The sequence below is a fragment of the Levilactobacillus koreensis JCM 16448 genome (assembly GCF_001435525.1).
GTDB lineage: Bacteria > Bacillota > Bacilli > Lactobacillales > Lactobacillaceae > Levilactobacillus > Levilactobacillus koreensis.
Map to the genome: position 1 here is coordinate 30,162 of NZ_AZDP01000071.1, position 22,508 is coordinate 52,669.

A 22,508-nucleotide genomic window follows, 5' to 3' on the forward strand; every position below is an offset into this window, starting at 1 on the left:
ACACAGTCAGAGCCGGAGGAGGACAGAGATGTAGCCAGCCGTGGAGGTGCTGTTGGCTGGCGATTAGCCAGCTTACAGCACGGGCGACTTTGGAGACACGCGGTCTTCGTGGCTTCAAAGCGAGCGAGAAGACTGGTGATTTTCCAGTCTGAAGTGTCCCCACAGCAGGCGGAATTCCTGGCAGCCGGAGTGCGATAATTTCACACTATCTTAATGGTGCGAATCCTTGCTGATACCGGGATGAGACAGATATTTCATCTTTTAACCCTCAGCTAACACGTCGCCTACCCAAAAAACCTTCCACCCCAAACTAGGGTAGAAGGTTTTTTAACATCCTTAACGATCAATCAAAGCTAAACTCGTGGCTTCCGCCGGTAGACAATGTAGCGCCGGAAGATGTACTGCCACGGCAAGGTCATGGCGTGGACCAAGCGCGTATACGGGAAGAACCCGAAGATCAGGAACCCACAAATGACGTGAATCTTGTACACGACAGGGACCGTCGCCATCAGCTGCCAATGCGGCTGCAAGTAGAACAACGACCGTGCCCAGACGGACAGTGTTTCCCGGTAATCGAAGCCGGGGAAGAAGGGGCCGGACAGAGTCGACGCCAACCCCAAGATAATCGTGATCAAGAGGGCCACGTTGACCATCAAGTCGCTCCACGAGCTGGTGATGAACACCCGTGCGTTAGTGAACCGCCGGTAAGTCAGGATAGTCATCCCGGCCAGCGCCAGTAGCCCCGCACCAGTCCCCATCATCAAGGAACCAAAGATATGGTACATTTCATTGGAGATACCAAAGAAGTCCGTCCACGTCTTAGGGATCAGGATTCCCAAGATATGGCCAAAGAACGCCAGAATGATCCCCACGTGGAACAGTAGGCTACCGACCATCAACTTACGTTTTTCCAACATTTCACTGGAAACGGCCGTGATACCCGCTCTGAACCAGGTAAAGCGAATGATCGTCCCGAAGACAAACGACAGAAGCATCGCGTACGGGAAGATGACCCACAGGAGAATCGAGAAGAAATCACTCATGAGGCCTGCACCTCCATTTCAACGCAGGTTCTGAGTTCGGCGCGGACCACCTGAATCAATTGGAAATACGGGTCGTCGATCTCAGCCGCCGCATTCTGCAGCAGCGTATACGTGCCGTCTTCAATCACCTGAAAGGCCAGCTTGAGGTCTTGCTTCCGCGGGTCGCCATCAAAGCTACCGTATGCCAGAAATTCCAGCAGAATCGGCAGAAAGTCAGCGAGTTCACTGCCCGCGATGGTCACGCCAAACATCTCGTAGAGCATCTTGAGCTTAGCCAAGACCGTTCCCCGTTCCCGCGAGTCGGTCATCTTATAGTAGCTCATGTACAAGGTGTAGCGCTTGTTCATTTCAAATAAATTTGCGTAGTGTTCTTGTTGCTGGAGCGGCGTCCCCTGGGCCAGTTGGTCAAACACCTTAAGGAGCTTGGCCTTCTGCGCCGTTTCCGGGTAAGTCGCCACCAAATCAGCCCGCGCAGCCGGTGAAAAGGTATCGTCGTCTGGATAGTCGACCAGCCGCGATAAGTCTACGAGGGCGTCGTTCAGCACGTTTAACTGGTCAAAATTAATCACGCCAAATCCCCCCATAGAAACTTTCTGCGTAAATCTGGTTGGTGGACTCACCGGCCTCAGCCTTCTTGAACATACTGCCATGTTGCGGTGCTAACGCGCATCCTTGGCATTCGTCGTAGCCTAAGCCGCCCTGTTCACTCTGAGCATCCTCAACTTGTTCCTTGTGACTCTTCGGAATAACGAAGCGGTCTTCATACTTGGCGATTGCTAACAGCCGGTACAACGACGTCGCGGTCAGCTCGGTCAGCCCCACACGTTCCAATTTGGACGCATCGAAGTCTTTACCGCTGGTCTTCGCACGCATGTACAGCCGCATCATCGCTAGCTTGTAGAGTGCTCCCTTGATGGCATCAACGTTCCCACCGGTCAAAAGACTGGCAAGGTAGTCGACTGGAATCCGCATCTCGTCGATCCCCGGGAAGATCATCTCGGGGTCCTTGATCGAGTCGCGGCCTTCAAAGTAACTCATGACTGGAGATAACGGGGGAATGTACCAAACCATTGGCATTGTCCGGTATTCGGGATGCAGTGGGAAGGCAATCTTTTCTTCCACGGCCATCCGGTAGATCGGTGACTTTTGGGCGGCATCGATCATTTCTTCGGAAATTCCATCGGCTAAGGCTTGTTCCACGATTTCTGGGTCGTTGGGATCCAGAAATAATCCGAGTTGTGCATCGTACAGTTGGTCTTCTTCTGGCGTCTCGGCGGCTTCTTCGACTCGATCGGCGTCATAGAGCATAGCCCCGATGTAGCGAATCCGGCCAACACAAGTCTCAGCACAGACGGTCGGTTCCCCTTCTTCGATTCGAGGGTAGCAGAACGTACATTTTTCGGCTTTGTTGGTCTTCCAGTTAAAGTAGACCTTCTTGTAAGGGCACCCGGTCATGCAGAAACGCCACCCACGGCAACGTTCCTGGTCGACCAAGACGATGCCGTCTTCGTCACGCTTGTACATGGCACCCGAAGGACATGAGGCCACACACGGTGCGTTCAAACAGTGCTCGCAGAGTCGCGGCAAGTACATCATGAAGGCCGATTCAAAGTTAGCCTTGATATCGGTTTCAATCTTGTCCATGTTCGGATCTTGCTTAAAGTACTCTGGAGAACCGGCTAAATCATCGTCCCAGTTAGGTCCCGTCTTCAGGTCCATCAATTTTCCTGTGATCTGTGAGCGGGCCCGCGCAACGGGTTGGTGCTTCTTTTCTGGACCGAAGAGCGTTTGGTAATCATACGTCCACGGTTCATAGTAATCGTCCAGTTCGGGCATGTCTGGGTTGTAGAAGATCTTCCCCAGGCCGACCTTATTGATCTTATTACCCGCGCGTAACTGGAGTTTCCCTTTGCTGTTGAGTTCCCAGCCACCCTTGTAGTGACCTTCGTCTTCCCAGCGCTTAGGGAACCCCACGCCGGGCTTGGTTTCAACGTTGTTAAACCACATGTACTCAGCACCCGGACGATTGGTCCACGTGTTTTTGCAAGTGACGGAACAGGTGTGGCACCCGATACATTTGTCGAGGTTCAGCACCATTCCGATTTGTGCTTTAATCTTCATTCCAGTTCACCTTCTTTAACTTACGAACGTTAACGTAAAGGTCCCGCTGATTCCCGATTGGGCCGTAGTAGTTAAAGCCATAACTCAGTTGACCATAACCCCCGACCATCTGCGTTGGCTTCACGTGAATCTGGGTTGGCGCATTGTGTGAGCCCCCCCGGTTCCCGGTAATCGTCGACAGCGGTTCTTGAATTTCCATATCCTGAGCGTGGTACATGTACATCGTCCCGGCAGGCATCCGGTGAGAGACGACGGCTCTGGCAGTCACGACTCCATTCCGATTGTAGATTTCCAACCAGTCGTTGTCCTTAATGCCAGCCTTATCCGCGTCGATTGGGCTCAACCAAACGTTCGGGCCCCCTCTAAACAGCGTCAGCATTTCCAAGTTGTCGTAGTACATCGTGTGGATGTTCCACTTGCCATGCGGCGTCATGTAACGCAGGGTCAGTTCATTGTCGTCCGGCGTGATCTCGGTATCGCCAGGCGCCATGACTTGTGGTGGCAACGTTGGCTTGTAGTTGGCCAAGCTCTCCCCGTACTCCTGGAAGATCTCGTGGTCGAGGTAGAACTGTTGCCGACCCGTTAACGTCCGGAATGGCACGAGCCGTTCAATGTTGACCGTAAATGGTGAGTACCGGTCACCATCGTGTTTGGCCGAGGAGAAGATCGGCGTTGGGATGGCTTCGGCCGGTTGGACCGTGATGCTCTTAAAGGACATCTGGTCTTCCTTACGCCCGGCACTAATGTCTTGGAGCTTACGACCGGTGACCGTTTCGGCATCGGCCCAAGCCTTGCTAGCGACATGGCCGTTAGACGTACTGGAGATGTGGAGAATGGCATCGACGACGTTCTTATCCTCATCGAGCTTTGGGCAGCCGGCGTTAATGCCGCGGTCATATTGACCGATAATGTCCTTTAACTCGTCGTATTCGGTGGTGACATCGTAGCTGTAGCCGAGGCCACCTTCCTTCCCGCGAGCGTTCGGCCCGAGGGCAACGTACTTGTCGTAAACCTGCGTGTAGTCCCGTTTGATCAGTGAAAGCGATGGCATGGTCTTGCCCGGAATGGCATCGACCTCACCCTTCTTCCAATCGCGGATGACGCCCATTGGCTGACTGATTTCGCCCTTGGAATCATGACCCAGCGGTTGGGTCTTCAAGTCGTACTGTGGTTCGGCATAGTATTTCTTCGCCATGTTCGAGAAGGTCTTGGCCAGTGTCTTGAACTGTTGCCAGTCACTCTTGGACTCCCACATTGGACTGATGGCGGCGTTGAATGGGTGGATAAACGGATGCATGTCGGTTGAGGACAGGTCTTCTTTTTCATACCAAGTGGCTGCCGGCAAAATGACGTCGGAATACATTGGCGTCGCTACCATCCGGAAGTCCATGTCGATCACGAGATCGAGTTTCCCAGTAATCGTATCGTCGTTCCAGACCATGTCTTCTGGCTTGCAACGGGAATTGGTCTTGGCGAGCAACCCGTTTTCAGCTCCCAACAGGTGTTTCATAAAGTATTCTTGACCCTTACCAGAGGAGGTAAACAGGTTCGAGCGCCAAATGAACAGGCCCTTCGGCTGGTTTTGTTTGGCGTCTGGATCTTCGGCGGCAAAGTGCAGGTCGCCACTCTTCAGCTCACTGACCACGTGCTTGGAAATTTCAGCCAAGTCGTTGCCGTAGTCCTTAGCAAAGGACAACGAGCTCCGGTCAAATTGTGGGTAGGACGGCAACCAGCCTAAGCGAATCGCCATCTGGTTGTAGTCGGCGGCATGTTCATAACTGTGTTTAGACTTATTGACGGGTGACTTCTGCGCCGCGTTATCCAGCTCATCGTACTTCCATTGGTCGGAAGCGAAGTAGAAGAAGGACGTCCCGTTTTGTTGCCGGGCGCCACCCTTTTGCCAGTCATTGGCAAAGGCAATCGTGCCCCAACCCTCTTGTGGCCGGAGCTTTTCTTGACCAACATAGTGTGCCCAGCCCCCACCGGAGACCCCTTCACACCCACAGAGCATTAAGTTATTAATAATCGCTCGGTAAGTCATATCGGAGTTGAACCAGTGGTTGATGCCGGCTCCCATGATCACCATGGTCTTGCCGCCGGTATCCAAGGCGTTCTGCGCAAATTCACGCGCGATCTGGATGACCAGACTCTGCTTAACGCCGGTGACGGTCTCCTGCCAAGCTGGCGTGTAGCGACTATTGACATCGTCATAGCCACTCGCAGCGAGGTCATCGTTGGCGTCACGCTTGATCCCATACTGGCTCATCATCAAGTCGTAGACCGTGGTGACCAGGTGTTGGCTGCCATCGACATACGTCAAAAGTTGCGCCGGTACGTGGCGTTTCAAGACGCCATTTCCCGCCGCGTCAAAGGTTGGAAAATCAATGACGGGGTGTTGGTCGGCAGTGAGCGACAAGGCTGGGTCAATATCATTGCCCGCCTCGTCCTTTAGCGTCAGGTTCCACTGCTTGCCAGCTTCCCAACGCTGACCGATCGTTCCATTTGGCACCACGATCTTCAGGTGATTCTGATCGAAGACGACTGGTTTCCACTGGGCGTTTGCCGTGGCCGCGTCCCCAGCTAAATCGGAGACCCGCACGAACCGACCGGACGTGTAGTCCTCGCGGTTCGCCGCACTCTGTTTCAGCTCAACCAAGAATGGCAGGTCGGTGTATTGCTTGGCGTAATTCTTAAATTTAGGTTCCTGCCGGTCTTGGTAGAATTCCTTTAAGATGACGTGGGTCATCCCCTGAGCCAAAGCGGCGTCACTCCCAGGATGCGGTGCCAACCAGTTGTCGGCGAACTTGACGTTTTCAGCGTAGTCCGGACTAACGGCAACGATCTTCGCACCGTGGTAGCGTGATTCGGTCATAAAGTGGGCATCTGGCGTCCGGGTCAACGGCACGTTGGAACCCCACATCATAATGTATTGGCTGTTGTACCAGTCGGCGGATTCGGGCACGTCGGTCTGCTCACCCCAGACTTGAGGAGAAGCAGGCGGCAGGTCCGCATACCAGTCGTAGAAGCTCAACATTTCCCCACCAAGTAAGGAAATGAACCGGGCGCCCGAGGCGTAGCTGATCATCGACATGGCTGGAATGGGTGTAAAGCCGGCGATCCGGTCAGGACCATATTTCTTGATGGTGTACAGCAGCATGGCCGAGATCATCTCTAAGGCTTCTGGCCGGTGCACCCGAACCATTCCACCGTGACCCCGCGCTGACTTGTAGACCTTGGTCTTCTCCGGATCCTCAACGATACTAGCCCAGGCGTCGATGGGATTATCGTGGTCCTTCTTCGCGTCAGACCAGAGTTCCCAGAGCTTCCCCCGAATGTACGGGTACTTGATCCGCACGGGACTGTACTCGTACCAAGAGAAGCTGGCACCACGTGGACATCCCCGCGGCTCGTAACCCGGCATATTGGCCCCACAGGATGGGTAGTCGGTAGCTTGATGTTCCCAAGTGATAATGCCCTGTTTGACGTAAACGTTCCAACTACACGACCCAGTACAGTTTACACCGTGTGTTGTCCGCACAACTTTATCATGCGCCCAGCGTTCGCGGTAGAGCTTTTCCCAGCGGCGGTTGTGTTCCTCCAGTTGGGTAAATGTACCGTTAAATTTCTCGACGTTTTTAAAGAAACGGGATTTCTTCACTTTTTAAGACCTCCTCTATTCGAATCGAATGGTGTGTCACTTTCGGCGAGAACTGGTATCTCAATAAAAGTAAGCCATTTCCCTAATATCTATGGTAGCAGGCCCTTTGTTATACTTCGACTAGGGAAACACCTATATTTTTACGTTGAATTTACTGGTTCGTTGGTTCGCCTGCGGCTGCCAAATTCCATGCTGTGGGGCAGACCTGAAGCCTCAAAAAAACGAGTCTTCAGGGCGCCTAAGAACCTCACCTAACCCGTGAGTTTCTCAGGCCGTCCCGTGCTGTAAGCCGGGAAAGGACCCCGACTAACACCACCGACACAGCATTCCACCTGGCCTCCTCCGGCTTGGACTGGGAGTTAAACCTAAATAGGTATTGCGTCGCTGATTAATAGAGCGGCTGACCGTAGCAATCGTTAAGAGTTCTCAGACGCTTACAACATGAGATGATCTCTGCAGTTGGCAATCAGCTTCCCAGTCTGGAGCGCTCCCTCTCTGGCAACCATAGTGCGGTCAAATCTAACCACTCTGCTCATTGCCAGTAATGTCCCATAAATAATTTTCTTCTACTTAGCAACGTTCACACATTTTATACATAATTACTGCTAATTCACTGCAGGCGAAACAACTGTAGAAACAGATTTAAGAAAGGAGTGTTGGTAATGACAACACGTTACGACCGTCAGGAGCGGGTGAAGGTGATTGGGGTGGCCGGCCAAGCTAAAATTAGTGCTGCTACCATTCTGATTGCTGGTGCTGGCGCTCTTGGGAGCTATGCGGCTGAACAGTTAGTCCGTGCCGGCGTCGGTCACCTTGTTCTGGTGGACCCCGACGTCGTTTCGACCACCAACCTCCAACGACAAACGCTATTTACGGAGGCCGATGTCGCTGCGGGTACCCTGAAAGTCGTCGCTGCAAAGGCCCATCTACTGGCTATCAATCACGCGGTAACGATTGACGCCATCCCCGGGCCGCTAACTGCCGACCTACTGCTACACACCCGCTTTGACCTCCTGCTCGACTGCCTCGACAACTACCAGGCCCGCGACCTGATTAACAAGGCTGCCCTGAAACGAGATTTCGATTACATATTTGCGAGCTGTGCTGGGACCTTTGGAAGCGTCATGCCGATCTCCCCAAGGCGCCATGCTTGCCTGAGTTGCGTCTACCCTAATCTCGACGACCTCAAGCAAACGGATTGCGACCTGATTGGCGTCAACACGGCGCTGGTTCCCCTCGTGTCGGCGCTACAAGTCTCGCTAGCGCTACACTACTTGGTCGATAAGCCGACCGTCGACTTCGATCACCTGACGACCATCGACAATTGGCAACTCGACCAACAAAAATTTAAGGTCAGAAAATCCGTGACCTGCCCCGTTTGTCACCACACGGACTGGGATCTCACCGAACCAGCCGCACCACAAGCCGTCTCCGTTCTCTGCGGGACTCAAACCTATTCCGCGGCGATCACGACGCCCAATTTAACCACCGTGATCGACTGGCTGGTCGACCGCCACGTGTCCGTCAGACAATTCAAGGCATTCATCACCTTTGACTGGCAGGACGCGACCATCAGTATTTTCCAAAACGGTAAGGTCTTACTTTACGGCCTACCAGATTTACCTACAGCGACGCGACTCTTCACGGGTCTGCGCCAAGTTCTACCCTTACAGGAGGTGAGTGCATCATGACAACGGCCATGATTTTAACCGTCAGCGATACCCGGAATCTCGACAACGATAAATCCGGCAAATTCATCGCGCAACGCCTGCTGGCTCACGATGTCCAGGTGGCCGATCGCCAAGTCGTGATCGACGACGTGGTCGACATCCAAAGTCAATTTCTTCAGTTCGAGCAACAGGCCCCCGACATCATCATCACCAACGGCGGTACTGGTATCGCCCTGCGCGACGTCACGATTGCGGCCATCACGCCGCTACTGACGACGAGTATTCCTGGTTTCGGCGAGAGTTTCCGCGAAATTTCGTTCAAAGAGGTCGGGACCCGCGCATTAGCCTCCAAGGCCATCGCGGGCTTCAATCACCGCAACCAGTTATGTTACTGCCTGCCGGGCTCGACCAACGCCTGCCAAACGGCGATGGACCAGCTGATTCTTCCCGAATTCGCCCATCTGCTGTTCGAACGACGAAAGGATTCTCACCATTGAGATAGTGTAAAATTGCCGCACTCCGGCTGACAGGGATTCCGCCTGCTGTGGGGACGCTTCAGACTGGAAGTTCACCAGTCTTCTCGCTCGCTTTGAAGCCACGAAGAACGCGTGTCTCCAAAGTCGCCCGTGCTGTAAGCTGGCTGATGAAGCGCCAGCCAACACCACCTCCACGGCTGGCTACATCCCTGTCCTCCTCCGGCTCTGACTGTGCGTTACCACGACAACAGTCGGAATACCTGGAGTTTTAGCGCTTTCGGTCCAATCGATAACGACTGTTACAGTCATTATCTCCATCGCCTAAGAACTCTGTGTAAGCCGAGAAGTCGGCAGATATGGGCTCAGGCGCGTCGTTCTACTTAGCTGGCGATTCTTGCCGGCTTAGTAGAAAACCAAGCTTGGAGACTCGGTTCTTTCGAGGCTTCAAGTTGTGTTCGCCCCGTTCCAGCCCATATCTGCCGGCCGGTAAAGCGAAGGGACTACCAAGTTGCCTAGTTTTGGGACCGATGTTGTTGCTAGAGCAGGCAGAACTGGTATCTTGGAACTTTCAACCTTTAGTCTCTAAATAAACGTCATTTCGATTGGCGACATACTAACCCGTCAATCAATATCTCAACTAATCACTTAGTCCATGTCATACAAGTCAATCACTACAACTGAAAATAAAATAAACAAGGAGCGGTTTCGATGTTAACTAGAAGATATCCAATTTCAATTGATGAAGCACAAGCTAAAATGGCTGCCGTGCCCCTGCCGACTTCGACCGAAACGATTCCCGTTATGGCAGCCAACCATCGTGTCTTGGCTGAGACCGTCACGGCCCCATTTGCCTATCCCCACTTCCGGCGGTCGGGTGTCGACGGCTTTGCCATTCGGGCCGAAGACGACCACGACTACCCACACAAATTCAACATCGTCGGCAACATTCCCGCCGGTGCGACCTTCGATGGGCCACTGGGCGAAAATGAAGCGGCCCGGATCATGACCGGTGCCTACGTTCCGCTCAACGCTGGCGTGGTCATTATGCTGGAGAAGACGCGAGACATTGCCGACGACCCCAAGGCCATCAACGTGCTGGTTCCCGAAAAGCACTCCAATATTACCGAGGTCGGCGCCGAATTTTCCGAGGGCGACGAGTTATTGGCTGCCGACACCGAGCTAAATCCCGGCGGACTGGCCATTCTGACCGCCTTTGGCATTCAAGACGTCACCGTCTACCGCAAGCCCAAGGTCGCCATCATCACGACCGGAACGGAACTCATGCGGCCTGGCGAGCCCTTACAAGCTGGAAAAATTTACAATAGCAACGGCATCCAGATCCCCCATTTAGTCACCGAAAACGGCGGGGAGGTCACGACGGTTGAGCAACTCGTCGATGACAACGACCTGCTACAGAAATCGCTGAAGCGGGCCATCGCCAATAACGATATCGTGATTACCGACGGCGGTGTGTCCGTGGGCGACTTTGACTTCATCGGGGACACGGCTCGCGACGCCGACGAACTGCTCTTCAACAAGATCAAGCAGCGGCCGGGCAGCGTGACAACGGCCTTCGTGCAGGATCACACCCTGGTCATGGGACTATCTGGCAATCCCGGCGCCTGCTTCACCGGCTTCTACCTTTACGTCGAACCTCTGTTGCGGCGCTTCGTCCATCAACCAACGCGGACTAAGCAGGTCACGGCCACGCTGGTTGCGCCCTACCATAAGACCAACGGCTTCGACCGAATCCTACGGGCGACCTACACCGACGACCAAGGAAAAATCAGCGTGGTTCCCAACGGTCCCGACCGGTCTGGTGCGCTCAGCAACCTGCAGACCACAACGTGTTTGGTCAAGATTCCGCACAGCAACGAGCCCATCAAACTCAACGCGCAGGTGACGGCATGGCTGTTACCCTTCAAATAATCGGCTATAAAAAGAGTGGCAAAACGACGGTCACTGCAGCATTGACCCAGGCACTGCATACCAAAGGACTCCGGGTCAGCGTCATCAAGCACGACGCTCACGACGCCGCCATGGACGTTGCTGGCACCGACACGGCACGCTTTGCCGCATCTGGCGCCGACAGCGTGATTCTCCAATCCGCTAATGGGCTGTTCTACCATCAGTCCCAGCCCCAAGACGTCTCGGCACCAGCCCTGATCGACTGGTTACCAGACGACGTGGACGTCATTTTGATAGAGGGCTTCAAACCGGCCCCCTACCCCAAATTGGTGTTGTTACGCCCAGAAGACCACCTTGCCGACTTCGCCAAATTTTCCAACGTGATCCAGACCGCCAGCCTAAACGACCATCCGGCGGCAACGTTGACCGGGGTGACCGCCATCACGACCTGGTTCTTCACGGATTGGCTACCGTTGGCTCAGGAATAGAAACTGAAAGTCAGAACCTTAATCTTTGCCGCCCATCTTCCCGATCGACCAAGGACCACTTTGGCGGCCGGCAAGGTGAACCTGCCTATTCACACACTAGCATCCATTTAGGAACGCTAATCTTTAAAAAAGGAGTCGAGTAATCGTGACTGATTCATTAACACATTTTAACGACCAAAACCGAGCCAAGATGGTCGACGTGACTGACAAGGCCGTCACCCACCGTGTGGCTAGCGCGACTGGTCAAATTACCATGCATCCCGACACGTTGACACGAATTCACGAGGGCCAGATCAAAAAGGGCGACGTGCTCGCCGTGGCTCAGGTGGCCGGTATCATGGCGGCCAAGCAGACCAGCTCGCTGATTCCCATGTGCCACCTGATTCCGTTGACCGGAGTCGATATTCATTTCGAGGATAACCACCAAGACACGGTCACCGTCACCGCGCAGGTCAAGACCAAGCACGTGACTGGCGTTGAAATTGAGGCATTGTTGGCCGTTCAGGTCACCCTGCTGACCATCTACGACATGTGCAAGGCCATCGACCGAGGCATGCTTATCAGCGATATTCACCTGGTCGAGAAGGATGGCGGCAAGAGCGGACATTTCGTTTACGGCGACCACTAGTCGTTATCAAAGGGGGACGAGATCATGATTGGACTCGTATTAGCTGGGGGGAAATCAACGCGGTTCGGCCGCGACAAGGCACTCTATCACTGCCCGCACGAACGCGTAAACAATGCCGAGTTGGCGGTCAACAAGCTCCGTTTACTCAGCGATGAAGTCATTGTCAGTGCCAATGCGAAAAATGGCGATGCGTTGACCACACAGTTTCAAGCGGTGCCCACGATTACCGTGGTGACGGATCAGGCGCCGTTCGTCCAACACGGACCGCTCAGTGGCATCTACGCGGCGTGTTGTCGGCACCCGCAAACGACCGACTATCTCGTGCTGGCAGTCGACTATCCGCGAATCACCCCCAACGTGCTTGCGGCCGTAGCCGACCACCCCAACTGTTTTGCGGCGACCCCTGCGGCCAGCCATTACACCATCGCGCACTTCAGCGTCTCGCGGAACACGTTAAGAGATTTTCTGTTGCTGGGCGACTTTCGCCTCGGCCAGTTCATCGAGGGGTCCCGCCAATGCCTCCCCTTGACCTTCCCCAACAGCGAATCGTTTACGAACTACAATTATTTGGAGGAAATTAATCATGCTGACTAAAGAACAAATGGGTGAACCTGATTTTCAAAAACTGTTAAAAGTAGTGCTGACCGACCTGACTATCCGCCGAACCCTGCTGGAAAATGAAGTCCAGGAAGTCAACGAGGAAATGCGGTCGCTGGAAAAGGACGACAAGCTAGACAAGCTCGATGTCGAGATTCGTGCCATCCAAACGGACTACGACCATTACCAACAGTTCGTTGATCCCGACTTCAAGCTGGACGTCGCCAGCCAATATCAGGCTTAGTAGCTAGTCTCACCCCGAACCGCTGATTGCGACATACCCACGCGCCAGAAGAATTGACGACCGCCGCCAATCAGTGTAAATTAGTGGTCACTGACTGCGATTGGTCACAAATATCCGCTGGAAACTGGGTTACGTAGCGGTCCCTTCGACTTCCCGGCTTACACAGTGTGCGTAGACGATGGAGATAATAAATGTAACAGTCGTTATTGATTGGACTGAAAGCGCTAGGTCCCCACATTTTCCAACCATTGTCGTGGTAAAACACACTCAGAACCAGAGTGCGGTAAGTTTACACTAATTTAACGGCGTAAATTCTTACCAAATACTGAGGTGAGGCAGGGATTATGCCAATTGTGATAATTGGGACGGACTGCACTGGTATCGACTCGGTGATTCGTCCCATTTCAACTAGTGGGTGAATACTGGTAGCTCTGCCTAAGCCCACACCACCGCGGATGATCACTACTGTTCGCCGGGTATACTAGATTATTCCAAAAATTGATATTTTTGTGACAAATCTCACCAAAAGCGGTTTCAAACGTCTAAATCAATGGTATTATAGGGGGGATAAGGATTGACTCTAGAAGAAATTGATCGCCAACAAGATTATCAAACGCTCGTCGACCGGATCTACCGGCAAGACGACTTTGATTTTGTCGGGGTCGCCCTGCAGGCACCCACGGCACCACACGCCATCAAATGGCTGTTCGTGGCTGGCAATCAAAGCGAGCAATTCAGAAAAATTGTACTTCGAAGCGGTATTGGAATTGCCGGATTAGTGGTCCGAACTGGCAAGCCTTTTTGGAAGAACGAATTGCAGCAGTACACGTTTAGCGATGAGATGTACACCCCCATAGCTAAGATCGAAGCGCTCCAAAGCGCCGCTGCCATTCCGTTAACGTCGTCCCGTTTTCACCTGGTGACTGGCGTCCTTCTGGTCGGCTATCGTTCAGCTCAACCCGTTTCAGATGACACCGTGAGTCGGCTCACCCAATACCTGCAGGCTTTTTAGTCAGGCGAAGGGAGGCCGACTTTTTGCTAGAAACGAACACGTGGATTCAACAATACTTCGACGAGGCAACCGACGCCGTCCTGATTTTTAAAGAGGATGACCTCGTCGTCAGCAATCAGATCGCACAGGACCTGGAACAGGAGCTCCACCTTGACCCCACCTATTTGGTGCAGGTCGCCGATGCCTCCGTTAAACAAAAATTCAGTGCCACCGACAACTGTTTTAACTGTGCCATTCGCAACTCGATGCAGGAGATCTCTATCCCCATCACGCTAGCCAAGGACATGCCGCATCCCTTAAAATACTTCATGATCTATCACGTCATCAATGCCGACGAGCACGTCTTCTCACTCACGCTGAAGAACCGCGGCACCATTGAACGGATGGACCAACTTGCCCAACAACGGCAACTCAACCAATACGTCAACCGGGCTCACGAAGAGGAACGCAAGAAAATTTCCGCCGACCTCCACGACAGCATTGCCCAAGGGGTCTACTCGGCCATCATGGGCGTGCGACGCATCAATGAGGACGACAACGACGAAGCCGCTATCCACGAGCTGACACAGGTCATCGAAACCCAGCTCAACGACACCCTAGCCGAGGTCAAAGGGATGGCCCTCGATATTCGACCGTCCGTGCTAGATAGCTTTGGCCTCTTGCCCGCCCTGCGCGTCCTCGCCAAGCGCCTGCAGGAGAACTCTGGCGTGACCATCACCGTCAGTGGCAATGCCTCCACCGAGGGGCTGGCGACCGACGTGCAAAATGTGCTCTACCGTATCGGTCAAGAATCGATCAATAACGCATTGAAACACGCAGCGGCCAATGAAATCAACCTATTACTGGTGGCCCACAACCATTTCATCATCTTAGAGATCATCGACGATGGCAAGGGCTTCGACCTGTCCCAACACCAGGGCTTCAACGGCCACTCGCTGGGATTATTGAACATGAACGAACGGGTCAAGGCACTCAACGGCGCTTTTGAGATCAAGTCTCAAGCTGGCGCTGGCACTACAGTCACAGCAAAGTTTCCGGTATCTTTTGCGTAGAGGGAGTTGTTTAGTCATATGTATAACGTGTTAGTTGCCGATGATCACGCGGTCGTGCGGTCTGGGCTGTCTTACCTGGTCAACCAACAACCCAATTTCAAGGTGGTCGACGAGGAAGCCAACGGGACCGCGACCTACCTGCGCGTGGAACAGGGAGGTATCGACATCCTCATCATGGACCTCAGCATGCCACCGGGTGAGAGCGGACTGATCACCACTCAGCGGATTCACGAGCGCTTCCCCAAGGTACGAATCCTGATTCTGTCGATGCACGAGGAACAGGAATACATCAATAAGGCCATCCACAACGGCGCGATGTCTTACATCATGAAGAGTTCGTCGGATGATGAGCTCCTCAAGGCCTTAAAGTCACTGGCCAACGGTGAGAATTACATTGACGCCAACATCATCATGACCAAGACCGACGTTCAGGAGATCAATTCGGATGGCGTCGACGTGGACTTGAAGGGCTATAACGGCCTGTCTAAACGGGAACGCGAGGTCTTTCCACTGATTGCCCTGGGCTACTCCAACAAGGAAATTGCGGCGAAGCTCTTCATCTCGACCAAGACGGTGGAGGCACACAAGGCCAACATTATGCATAAACTGGCGTTAAAGACCCGTGCCGACCTGATTCGCTACGCCATCCACCATGAACTGATCGACTTTTAGCCGCCGTCTGTTTTGGTCTGTTAGGTAACTGTCCTAACTCAAAATTACAATACTTATTTGCGCCCCACTGGCCAACTTGATTTGGCCGGTGGGACGCTTTTTTGGCTTGCGTTACACACCACGGATAGATTCCGTTAGCGACTATCGCTGAATTTACTATAACTTAGGTCACATTTGTTTTCCCTGAGAAACAAACGTGGTATGCTGATGCCAGTAATCAATTTGAGAATGGACGTGCGAAAGATGAGTACACCTACAGAAATCGGTGAGTTACTCAGAAACATCAGAAGTCGTTATCTCAACTGACATTTAAGTCCGCGTCAAAAAACCTCCAGACTCTTTCTGCACTCGGAATCACTAGTCCAATTGCGCTCAAAATTATTTTCGACCCCCTTCACTGGAAAGACTATGTTTCCGGTCCCCAACTCGATAACCATCACCCACCACTTCCAGGGGAAATTTGGATATTCGGATTGACTATTTCTCACAGACAATGCTACCTAAAGCTTCAAGATCAGCCAACTGGAATTGTTATCTGGATATCATTTCATTTCGCTCAGTATCCACTTAAATTCCCTTACAAGAATTAAGAAAGGAGATGCCAGTCATGAGCCACCAAAAAACCTTCTATAATCCAGAGATAGCTGCTAAAGTGACCTACACCGAAAAATGGAAAATGGAAACCGTTACCGTTAAGGAAATCTCTGATTTACATGTCCTGCATCACTACTGGCAAGATGCTGCTGGTGAGCTGTGGGGAGACTTTGACGACCCTATGGAAAATGTTAGAAGCGACTTTCAAGCCTATCGCCAACGGAAAAACTATTTGGCACCACAAGACATTGTCACCCTCAGAAAAAAGCTCAACCTTACTGTTCGTCAGTTTGCAAGCAAACTAGGTCTCAGTTCCTCCACCCTTTCACAGATTGAAAACGATCAGCGCGTTCAGACTAGATATCAAGACAACCTCTTTCGTTGGGCGAGCGGCGAAAAGTTTACCACGAATACACTGACCTCTGAGGATGCCTGACACCCCCCCTGGTATCTCCTAACATACCGAAAAAATTACACCCTTGTTCCATTGGCAAATAAAAACGACCAGCATCACACTCGCCAGTCGTCCAAATTTCTATTTATCCTGTTCCGCTAATTTCTGATCGACCTGCTCAGCTAACCGTTCCAGGACCCGGTCAAGCGCCGTATGGGTCGGCCCCTGTGGCAGCATTTTGACATCTAACCCGGTCTGGTTCAGCAGCTCCTGCGCCATTTCCACGGCAGGACCATAACCAGCCTGCAGGGTCAGCTGCTGCGCCGTCACAAACTGATCAGCGGTCGGCTTGTGGGCCTGATGGAAGAACTCGCTGAAGTAATCCGCCTCTTTTTCAAAGCCGAATAGCAATGGCAGTGGGTAGTCGCCACGCAACACCCGGTCGTGAAAGTCGGCGATGGTCTGCGTTTCCTGGGCATCTCTCAAAATGGTCAAGGCCACGCCTAACGTCTCACCAATTTCACGCGCCAGCCCGGTCACGGCACTGTCTTCGCCCGCCGCACTGGCCGCCACATAACAGCTCAGCCCCATCAGGCGCGCGCTACGAGCCTTGGTGTCTTTGAGGAAATCGGCGATGCGCTCGCGTTGGTTAAAGTTCAACTGGAGCCGCTCGAGATTGGCTAGCTGCAACTGTTGGGCCTCTGCCAAGCAATACCGCTGCGCATCATCGGACAGTGTGGGCGTCTGTAACAGTCGGTGAAACTCACCGTACAGATACTGACACGCATAGGCCCGCGCCTTACCCATCGCCAGATCATTCACACTCGCGGTCGGCAAAAAATTCGTCGGATTCAGCGTCGTGGCAAGCGCCAAAGTTTCCACGACCACGGTCACATCATCGGGCTGGTCGGGAGATTGAAATAACGTATATCCGCCCTGCCGCAAGTGTCGCGCGGACGCATCGCTCCCGGCAATCAGGTCCGGTAACGGCCGCGGTAAGGTCGCCGCATACCGCTGAAAGTTTTCTTCTAAAGCCACATCATAATCAAGCAGTGCCATACCGCCATCTCCATTTTCTAAATTAAACGCTGAAGGTTAAAGTTAAGTTAGGATAAATTGGCCGCGCTCCGGCTTCAATCGCGTTTTACAACAACAGTCGGAAAAACTGAAGGCTTAGCACATTTGGTCAAATCGATAACGACTGCTACAGCCATTACCTCCGTCGTCTACGCATACCGTGTAAGCCGAGAGGTCGGCAGATATGGGCTCAGGCGCGTCGTTCTGCTTGGTCGGCGTTTCTTGCCGGCTTAGTAGAAAACCAACCTTGAAGACTTGCGATTTTCGAGGCTTCAAGTTGCGTTCGCACCGTTCCAGCCCATGTCTGCCGGCCGGTAAGGCGAAGGAAGTCCTGTATTGTCTAACTAGTTGTTAAACTTATCCACTTCGCTAGCGAGTTGTTCGGCGATGGGAACGAAGATGTCGGTCAGGTATTTGTCCATGTCGACCTTGACCTTCGCGTCCTCCAAGTAATTTTGCGCCCGTTGGAACGCGTCATTCCGCATATTGATGATCAGTAGGCGTTTCTGATGATGCAGGTGTTTCACAATCTTTTCGCCGTTGGGAGCGGTCCGGTACTTTTCGATAAAGTAGTAGAGGATCTCATAGAACGTGTTGTCGAGCACCCAGAACAGCGTGTTGCGGGAGACCTTGTCGTTCATGACCTGTGCGAACAAGTCGTCACCGATGATCTCGTTCTTGCTGAAGGACGCCGCGGATAAGACGACCGCCTGAACCTCGTGCATGTCGGCCATAAAGGCGCTGAAGTGCGTCATATCGCTGTCTTTCAACTCAAAGCCCAGCTTGTCCTGCCGGGTCTTGGCGTCCATCCCTTTAAAGTTGGCCAGGTATTCTTTTTGCACGTCGGCACTATCCGCAATCAAGTCCTGCTCGATCGTCGTCAATAGATTCTGGTTCGTCTCGAGGTCGGCCTTAACCACGTCCCAGATCAGGGCAAACTGTGTGTTGAAGTCGCTGAATAACTGTTGGGTCGTGCCCACGATTTTTTTGACCACTTGATTCTTTTCCGTGTGGGCCGCAAATTGAACGACCAACGGAATACCGTCATCGTCGGCGTTCAAGCCGTTCTTTTGGCGCCGCTCATTCTCATAGGTCTTTAGCTCATCCAGACTCAACAAGCCCAACGGCATCACGTTGATTTCACCATTTGTCGTCATGATCTGTAGTGAGAATGGCGTGTCGGCGTGTTGGTTCATGACCAACGACTTCAACGTTTCCATTAGCTTACTGCGGGTGCCGAGCTCGTCTTCCGGGTCGGCATAAAAGCCCGACGTGTAGATGGCAACGTTATCATATTTACTTGCTAATTTTTGTTTGACGTCCATGCTCTCCGCTCCTTAGGATTCCGGTGTTTCCGTCTCGTCCGGGGTCGTCAGCGCTTGTAACTTCGCCACGCCGGCCTCGCTCAAAGTGGCCTTCGTCAAGTCGATACTGGCCAGACTGTGACTGTAGTTGGCATCCAACTTCGCTCCGACTAAATACCCCTCCTGATTGGCAAATTCAACTGTTTTGTAAAGCATTGAGTTTGGGTTGACCTGCCGTCCTTGATGGAACCGGTGCGTGGAAACGTCGCTTAAAATCCCCAGTAATTCTTCGTCTTGGCTTACATTGTGGGCCATGATGACCGCTCCTTTCAGATGCTTTTAATCTTAGTCTAAAGGAGTAGGTGAGCGAGAACTATTGGGGATTTTACTATATATTCAAATTTGGCATATTGGGATTAGCCATTAATCTCTGAAGAAACTCCTTTCGTTACTCTAAAAACGATAACGGACTATCTGTAGCCTAATCCATATTAAAAGCCAACTTACGCCTACATCAAATCTATTTTCCATACCAGCTACGTATAGCCCCAACCTTGACTCAAACTACTCAAGCCATTTAATATACTATATATTGATAATAATAGCGGTATAAGCTATAATAAGACTATGAAAAAACCTAACTTTACAAGTTACCGTAGACTCAATGGACATGATGAATTTGCTGAATTTTATCAAAGTTTGCCAACTAAGGATCGAAAAAAATTGGTTGCCCTACTTCATATCATTGAACAACAAGGACTACTTGTTGCTACAAAAATGGAATGGGTAAAAAAGTTAGACACTAATTTATACGAACTCAGATCAAAAGTAGCCTCTAACATTCAAAGGGGACTTTACTTTCACGACGAAGATAACCGATACATTATCACCCATGGTTTCACGAAGAAAACACAAAAGACGCCCATAAATGAAATCAAACATGCTAGGGAAATAAGAGCTGAATACTACCAAAGAAAGGACAACGACTCGTAATGACCAAACAAGACTATTTAACTAATGTTGAAGACCTTTTTTCTCAAGATATGCAGGATAGTAATTTTGCTAATCAGGTTAAAACTGAAGAAAACAAACTAACAAGCGCGATTGCTGTCCGCAATGAAAGAGAAATTTACGGTTGGACTCAGCAAGAATTGGCCGAAAAAGCTGGCATTCCTCAATCAACAATTGCACGGATTGAAAGCGGCGCTAATACGAGTATGGAAACCATTTCTAAAATTGCAAATGCCTTTGGCAAGTCGGTACAAATTAATTTTGCATAACTACTAGACAGGTTAACTTCTCGGTAGAATTAATAGCTTTCAAATTTTTATAGAATACCAGCACAAAAAGGACCATCAAAGTGGGCGCACTGCCTCTACTTTGATGGTCCCTTTGCTTTTATACCCTCAATCTAGTCAGCGAGCTCCTCGTCGCATCTATTCAGATTCGCTTTCCGCTTGCTTCTCGTATCGGCTCCGCAATGCGGCTACCTTGACCTCGACCACCTCGTTATGGTTGATCCGCGCGAAGGCCAACGCCTCGTTCATCAGGCGCTGAATGGCGTCAGCATCTTGATGTTGCGTGATGGCATTCTCCGCCGCCAGGAACTTCAATCGCGGCAAATAGTAGGTCACGTGCTTGTCCGAACACAGCAGGACACCAGCATTGATCAGATCATTACTGGTGGCAAAATCGCCAGACAACGCATAGAACTCAGCCGTGTAGAAGAGGAGCGTCAGCAAGCGCAAGTAGTCGTTGCCTGCCGCCGCACGGGAATCGGCTAGGGCCTGCCGCACGTAACGGTGGGTCTTCGTGAAATAAAATTTCGCCTTTTCCGGTTGCTCGCGCCGGCCATACATCACGCCAGATCCCACGTAAGCTAGCTGCGTAAAAATCGTTTCGTGCTTCTCATCGAACCCATTTAAAATTCGTGAGAAATCAAAGAGCACGTCATCGGGACCCTTGTTGATCAAGGAATTCAACATCCCGCGCAAATAGTAAAACTGCATTTTCAGAGGAATCGCGTTGATCTTGGTCTCGTCAATCTCGTCGAGGGACTGCAGCACGGCACGGTAATCTTCCATCATCAATTGCTTTTCAATCTTATCCAACCGGTCACGCATCTTCGTCACCGAAGTCGCCTGCGTTTCGTTGAGGTCATCAACCGTGAGCCCCAGCCGCGCGCAGAGCTGTTCCAAAATGGCCAGAGACGGCACCCGTCCCTGCCGTTCAAATTTACTCAATGTCGCCTGCGTACAGATACCTGCCGATAATTTTACTTGTGATAGCCGCAGCGCTTTTCGCTGGGCCACAAACTTTTTGATGTCCATGCTGATCAATCCTATTCTTCGATTGTGGTTAACCGTGGATCCCCAAAGCAACCTTTGCAAACCGACTCATTTTATCCATATCCCAAGCGGGTTCCCAAACTAAATCAATCTCACAAGCCGTCACACCATCAACGCCCATGACCGCCTGATTGATTTGGTCAGCCAACAAGTTACCCAGTGGGCACCCCATCGTGGTCAGGGTCATGGTAACAATACAGTGACCCTCATCGTCAACGTTGATGTCGTAGATCAACCCCAGGTTAACCATGTCGATACCCAGTTCTGGGTCGATTACGTCTTCCAGTGAGGTCATGACTTTACTTTCGATCGGTGAAAATTCGGTGCCTTCGCCAATTCCGTCTGCCATCTGTGCACTCTCCCTTTTTCTTTTGTCCGCATGTATTGATTGTGAGTAAGTCACTGTGTTCGCTCACAATCCATTAATTACCTTAAGTATAGTCGCTTACGTTCTGACTGAACGCTTTTTATTGGGCTAAAACGCCATGGACGACCATGACTTCGCCATCTTCTGCTGGTGCTTCCAGCCAGTGAAATTCGCCGGGCTGCATGACAACGGCCTTACCAGGAACCAAAGTCGTGACGTCATCGTCCGTATGAAATTCGACTTGACCCTTAATGGAAACGACCGTGACCGTCATCAAAGACCGGTGCCGTTGAATCGCTTCGCCCTTAGGAATCACCAATCGTGTAACCACTAAATGCCGGGACGACAACAACTTGTCGGGCCCCTGCTTAACCTCAGGATCTGCACTCAAAACTTGCACTGTCATTACCTCCAAAGTAACTTGTAACATCTATTTTTTATGATTCAATTTAAATAAATTAGTGTAAATTGGCCGCACTCCGGCTGACAAGAATTCCGCCTGCTGTGGGGACGCTCCGGACTGAGGAACGGTCCTCCGACTCGATTTGAAGCCACGAATAACGCGTGTCTTCAAAGTCGCCCATATTGTGAGCTAGCCTCTGGCCAGCTCACAATATTACCACGGCTGGCTGCATCCCTGTCCTCCTCCGGCTCTGACTGTGCTTTACCACGACAGCAGTCGGAAGACATGGCGGCTTAGCGCTTTCGGTCCAATCTATAACGATTGTTACAGTCAGTATCCTCGTTGTCTACGCACACTATGTAAGCCGAGAGGCCGGCAGATATGGGCTCAGGCGCATCGTTCTGCTTGGTCGGCGTTTCTTGCCGGCTTAGCAGAAAACCAAGCTTGAAGAC

General features: G+C 51.9%; 23 protein-coding genes. 13 read left to right on the top strand and 10 right to left on the bottom strand.

Translation table 11 applies throughout. The features are described 5' to 3' along the window. Positions 1 to 353 precede the first annotated feature (353 nt). From narI to FC99_RS06205, 4 genes are read right to left on the bottom strand one after another with little or no spacing between them, the layout of a single operon-like run. Positions 354 to 1,043: a respiratory nitrate reductase subunit gamma gene (gene narI / locus FC99_RS06190; RefSeq protein WP_048733316.1), complete on the bottom strand. Its 690-nt coding sequence runs from the start codon at positions 1,041 to 1,043 to the stop codon at positions 354 to 356. Further along, complete coding sequence (gene narJ, locus FC99_RS06195; RefSeq protein ID WP_048733318.1) at positions 1,040 to 1,612, bottom strand: nitrate reductase molybdenum cofactor assembly chaperone; 573 nt, start codon at positions 1,610 to 1,612, stop codon at positions 1,040 to 1,042. Before narJ ends, narI begins: the two co-directional genes overlap by 4 nt. Further along, complete coding sequence (narH, locus tag FC99_RS06200; protein WP_048733319.1) at positions 1,605 to 3,164, bottom strand: nitrate reductase subunit beta; 1,560 nt, start codon at positions 3,162 to 3,164, stop codon at positions 1,605 to 1,607. The genes narJ and narH overlap by 8 nt, the downstream gene beginning before the upstream one ends. Then, a complete protein-coding gene (locus tag FC99_RS06205) occupies positions 3,154 to 6,822 on the bottom strand; it encodes a nitrate reductase subunit alpha (RefSeq protein ID WP_048733321.1) in 3,669 nt (1,222 codons plus the stop codon). The genes narH and FC99_RS06205 overlap by 11 nt, the downstream gene beginning before the upstream one ends. A gap of 662 nt (positions 6,823 to 7,484) precedes the next feature. Between FC99_RS06205 and FC99_RS06210 the strand changes: the two genes are divergently transcribed. From FC99_RS06210 to FC99_RS06260, 11 genes are all read left to right on the top strand, one after another. After that, positions 7,485 to 8,513 (top strand): HesA/MoeB/ThiF family protein, encoded by a 1,029-nt coding sequence (locus FC99_RS06210; protein WP_048733324.1) that lies wholly within the window; start codon positions 7,485 to 7,487, stop codon positions 8,511 to 8,513. Next, positions 8,510 to 8,989: a MogA/MoaB family molybdenum cofactor biosynthesis protein gene (locus FC99_RS06215; protein WP_048733325.1), complete on the top strand. Its 480-nt coding sequence runs from the start codon at positions 8,510 to 8,512 to the stop codon at positions 8,987 to 8,989. Before FC99_RS06210 ends, FC99_RS06215 begins: the two co-directional genes overlap by 4 nt. A 687-nt stretch (positions 8,990 to 9,676) precedes the next feature. After that, positions 9,677 to 10,897 (top strand): molybdopterin molybdotransferase MoeA, encoded by a 1,221-nt coding sequence (locus FC99_RS06220; protein ID WP_048733328.1) that lies wholly within the window; start codon positions 9,677 to 9,679, stop codon positions 10,895 to 10,897. Next, positions 10,876 to 11,364, top strand: a complete 489-nt coding sequence (gene mobB / locus FC99_RS06225; protein WP_048733331.1) for a molybdopterin-guanine dinucleotide biosynthesis protein B — start codon at positions 10,876 to 10,878, stop codon at positions 11,362 to 11,364. The genes FC99_RS06220 and mobB overlap by 22 nt, the downstream gene beginning before the upstream one ends. Before the next feature lie 145 nt (positions 11,365 to 11,509). After that, positions 11,510 to 11,992 carry a cyclic pyranopterin monophosphate synthase MoaC gene (gene moaC / locus FC99_RS06230; protein WP_048733332.1) on the top strand — a complete coding sequence of 161 codons (483 nt, stop codon included), beginning with the start codon at positions 11,510 to 11,512 and terminating at the stop codon, positions 11,990 to 11,992. 24 nt (positions 11,993 to 12,016) lie between these two features. Then, positions 12,017 to 12,586: a molybdenum cofactor guanylyltransferase gene (locus tag FC99_RS06235; protein WP_048733335.1), complete on the top strand. Its 570-nt coding sequence runs from the start codon at positions 12,017 to 12,019 to the stop codon at positions 12,584 to 12,586. Then, on the top strand, positions 12,576 to 12,833 hold the full coding sequence (locus tag FC99_RS06240; protein ID WP_048733337.1) for a hypothetical protein: 258 nt from the start codon (positions 12,576 to 12,578) through the stop codon (positions 12,831 to 12,833). The genes FC99_RS06235 and FC99_RS06240 overlap by 11 nt, the downstream gene beginning before the upstream one ends. Before the next feature lie 574 nt (positions 12,834 to 13,407). Then, a complete protein-coding gene (locus FC99_RS06245) occupies positions 13,408 to 13,845 on the top strand; it encodes a GAF domain-containing protein (RefSeq protein WP_048733340.1) in 438 nt (145 codons plus the stop codon). Between the two features lie 23 nt (positions 13,846 to 13,868). Beyond that, on the top strand, positions 13,869 to 14,897 hold the full coding sequence (locus FC99_RS06250; RefSeq protein WP_048733341.1) for a sensor histidine kinase: 1,029 nt from the start codon (positions 13,869 to 13,871) through the stop codon (positions 14,895 to 14,897). An 18-nt stretch (positions 14,898 to 14,915) separates the two neighbouring features. After that, complete coding sequence (locus FC99_RS06255; protein WP_048733343.1) at positions 14,916 to 15,569, top strand: response regulator; 654 nt, start codon at positions 14,916 to 14,918, stop codon at positions 15,567 to 15,569. 607 nt (positions 15,570 to 16,176) lie between these two features. Further along, positions 16,177 to 16,599 carry a helix-turn-helix domain-containing protein gene (locus FC99_RS06260; RefSeq protein ID WP_053083542.1) on the top strand — a complete coding sequence of 141 codons (423 nt, stop codon included), beginning with the start codon at positions 16,177 to 16,179 and terminating at the stop codon, positions 16,597 to 16,599. Positions 16,600 to 16,698: 99 nt separating this feature from the next. Here the strand turns inward: FC99_RS06260 and FC99_RS06265 are convergent, their stop codons facing one another. From FC99_RS06265 to FC99_RS06275, 3 genes are all read right to left on the bottom strand, one after another. After that, positions 16,699 to 17,616 (bottom strand): hypothetical protein, encoded by a 918-nt coding sequence (locus tag FC99_RS06265; protein ID WP_048733346.1) that lies wholly within the window; start codon positions 17,614 to 17,616, stop codon positions 16,699 to 16,701. Between the two features lie 362 nt (positions 17,617 to 17,978). Then, complete coding sequence (locus tag FC99_RS06270) at positions 17,979 to 18,959, bottom strand: hypothetical protein (RefSeq protein WP_048733348.1); 981 nt, start codon at positions 18,957 to 18,959, stop codon at positions 17,979 to 17,981. 12 nt (positions 18,960 to 18,971) lie between these two features. Next, on the bottom strand, positions 18,972 to 19,253 hold the full coding sequence (locus tag FC99_RS06275) for a hypothetical protein (protein WP_048733350.1): 282 nt from the start codon (positions 19,251 to 19,253) through the stop codon (positions 18,972 to 18,974). Between the two features lie 312 nt (positions 19,254 to 19,565). On the opposite strand from FC99_RS06275, the gene FC99_RS06280 reads away from it, so the two are divergent. Both FC99_RS06280 and FC99_RS06285 read left to right on the top strand, forming a co-directional pair. Further along, a complete protein-coding gene (locus FC99_RS06280) occupies positions 19,566 to 19,931 on the top strand; it encodes a type II toxin-antitoxin system RelE/ParE family toxin (RefSeq protein ID WP_048733352.1) in 366 nt (121 codons plus the stop codon). Continuing rightward, entirely contained in the window at positions 19,931 to 20,218 is a 288-nt protein-coding gene (locus FC99_RS06285; RefSeq protein ID WP_048733354.1) for a helix-turn-helix domain-containing protein, read from the top strand. The genes FC99_RS06280 and FC99_RS06285 overlap by 1 nt, the downstream gene beginning before the upstream one ends. Before the next feature lie 156 nt (positions 20,219 to 20,374). On the opposite strand, the gene FC99_RS06290 is transcribed toward FC99_RS06285, so the two are convergent. The 3 genes from FC99_RS06290 to FC99_RS06300 form a co-directional block, all read right to left on the bottom strand. Continuing rightward, positions 20,375 to 21,268 carry a helix-turn-helix domain-containing protein gene (locus FC99_RS06290; RefSeq protein ID WP_048733355.1) on the bottom strand — a complete coding sequence of 298 codons (894 nt, stop codon included), beginning with the start codon at positions 21,266 to 21,268 and terminating at the stop codon, positions 20,375 to 20,377. 28 nt (positions 21,269 to 21,296) lie between these two features. Continuing rightward, positions 21,297 to 21,635 (bottom strand): metal-sulfur cluster assembly factor, encoded by a 339-nt coding sequence (locus FC99_RS06295; RefSeq protein WP_048733357.1) that lies wholly within the window; start codon positions 21,633 to 21,635, stop codon positions 21,297 to 21,299. Positions 21,636 to 21,753: 118 nt separating this feature from the next. Continuing rightward, a complete protein-coding gene (locus FC99_RS06300) occupies positions 21,754 to 22,059 on the bottom strand; it encodes a cupin domain-containing protein (RefSeq protein WP_156166906.1) in 306 nt (101 codons plus the stop codon). Positions 22,060 to 22,508: the final 449 nt, after the last annotated feature.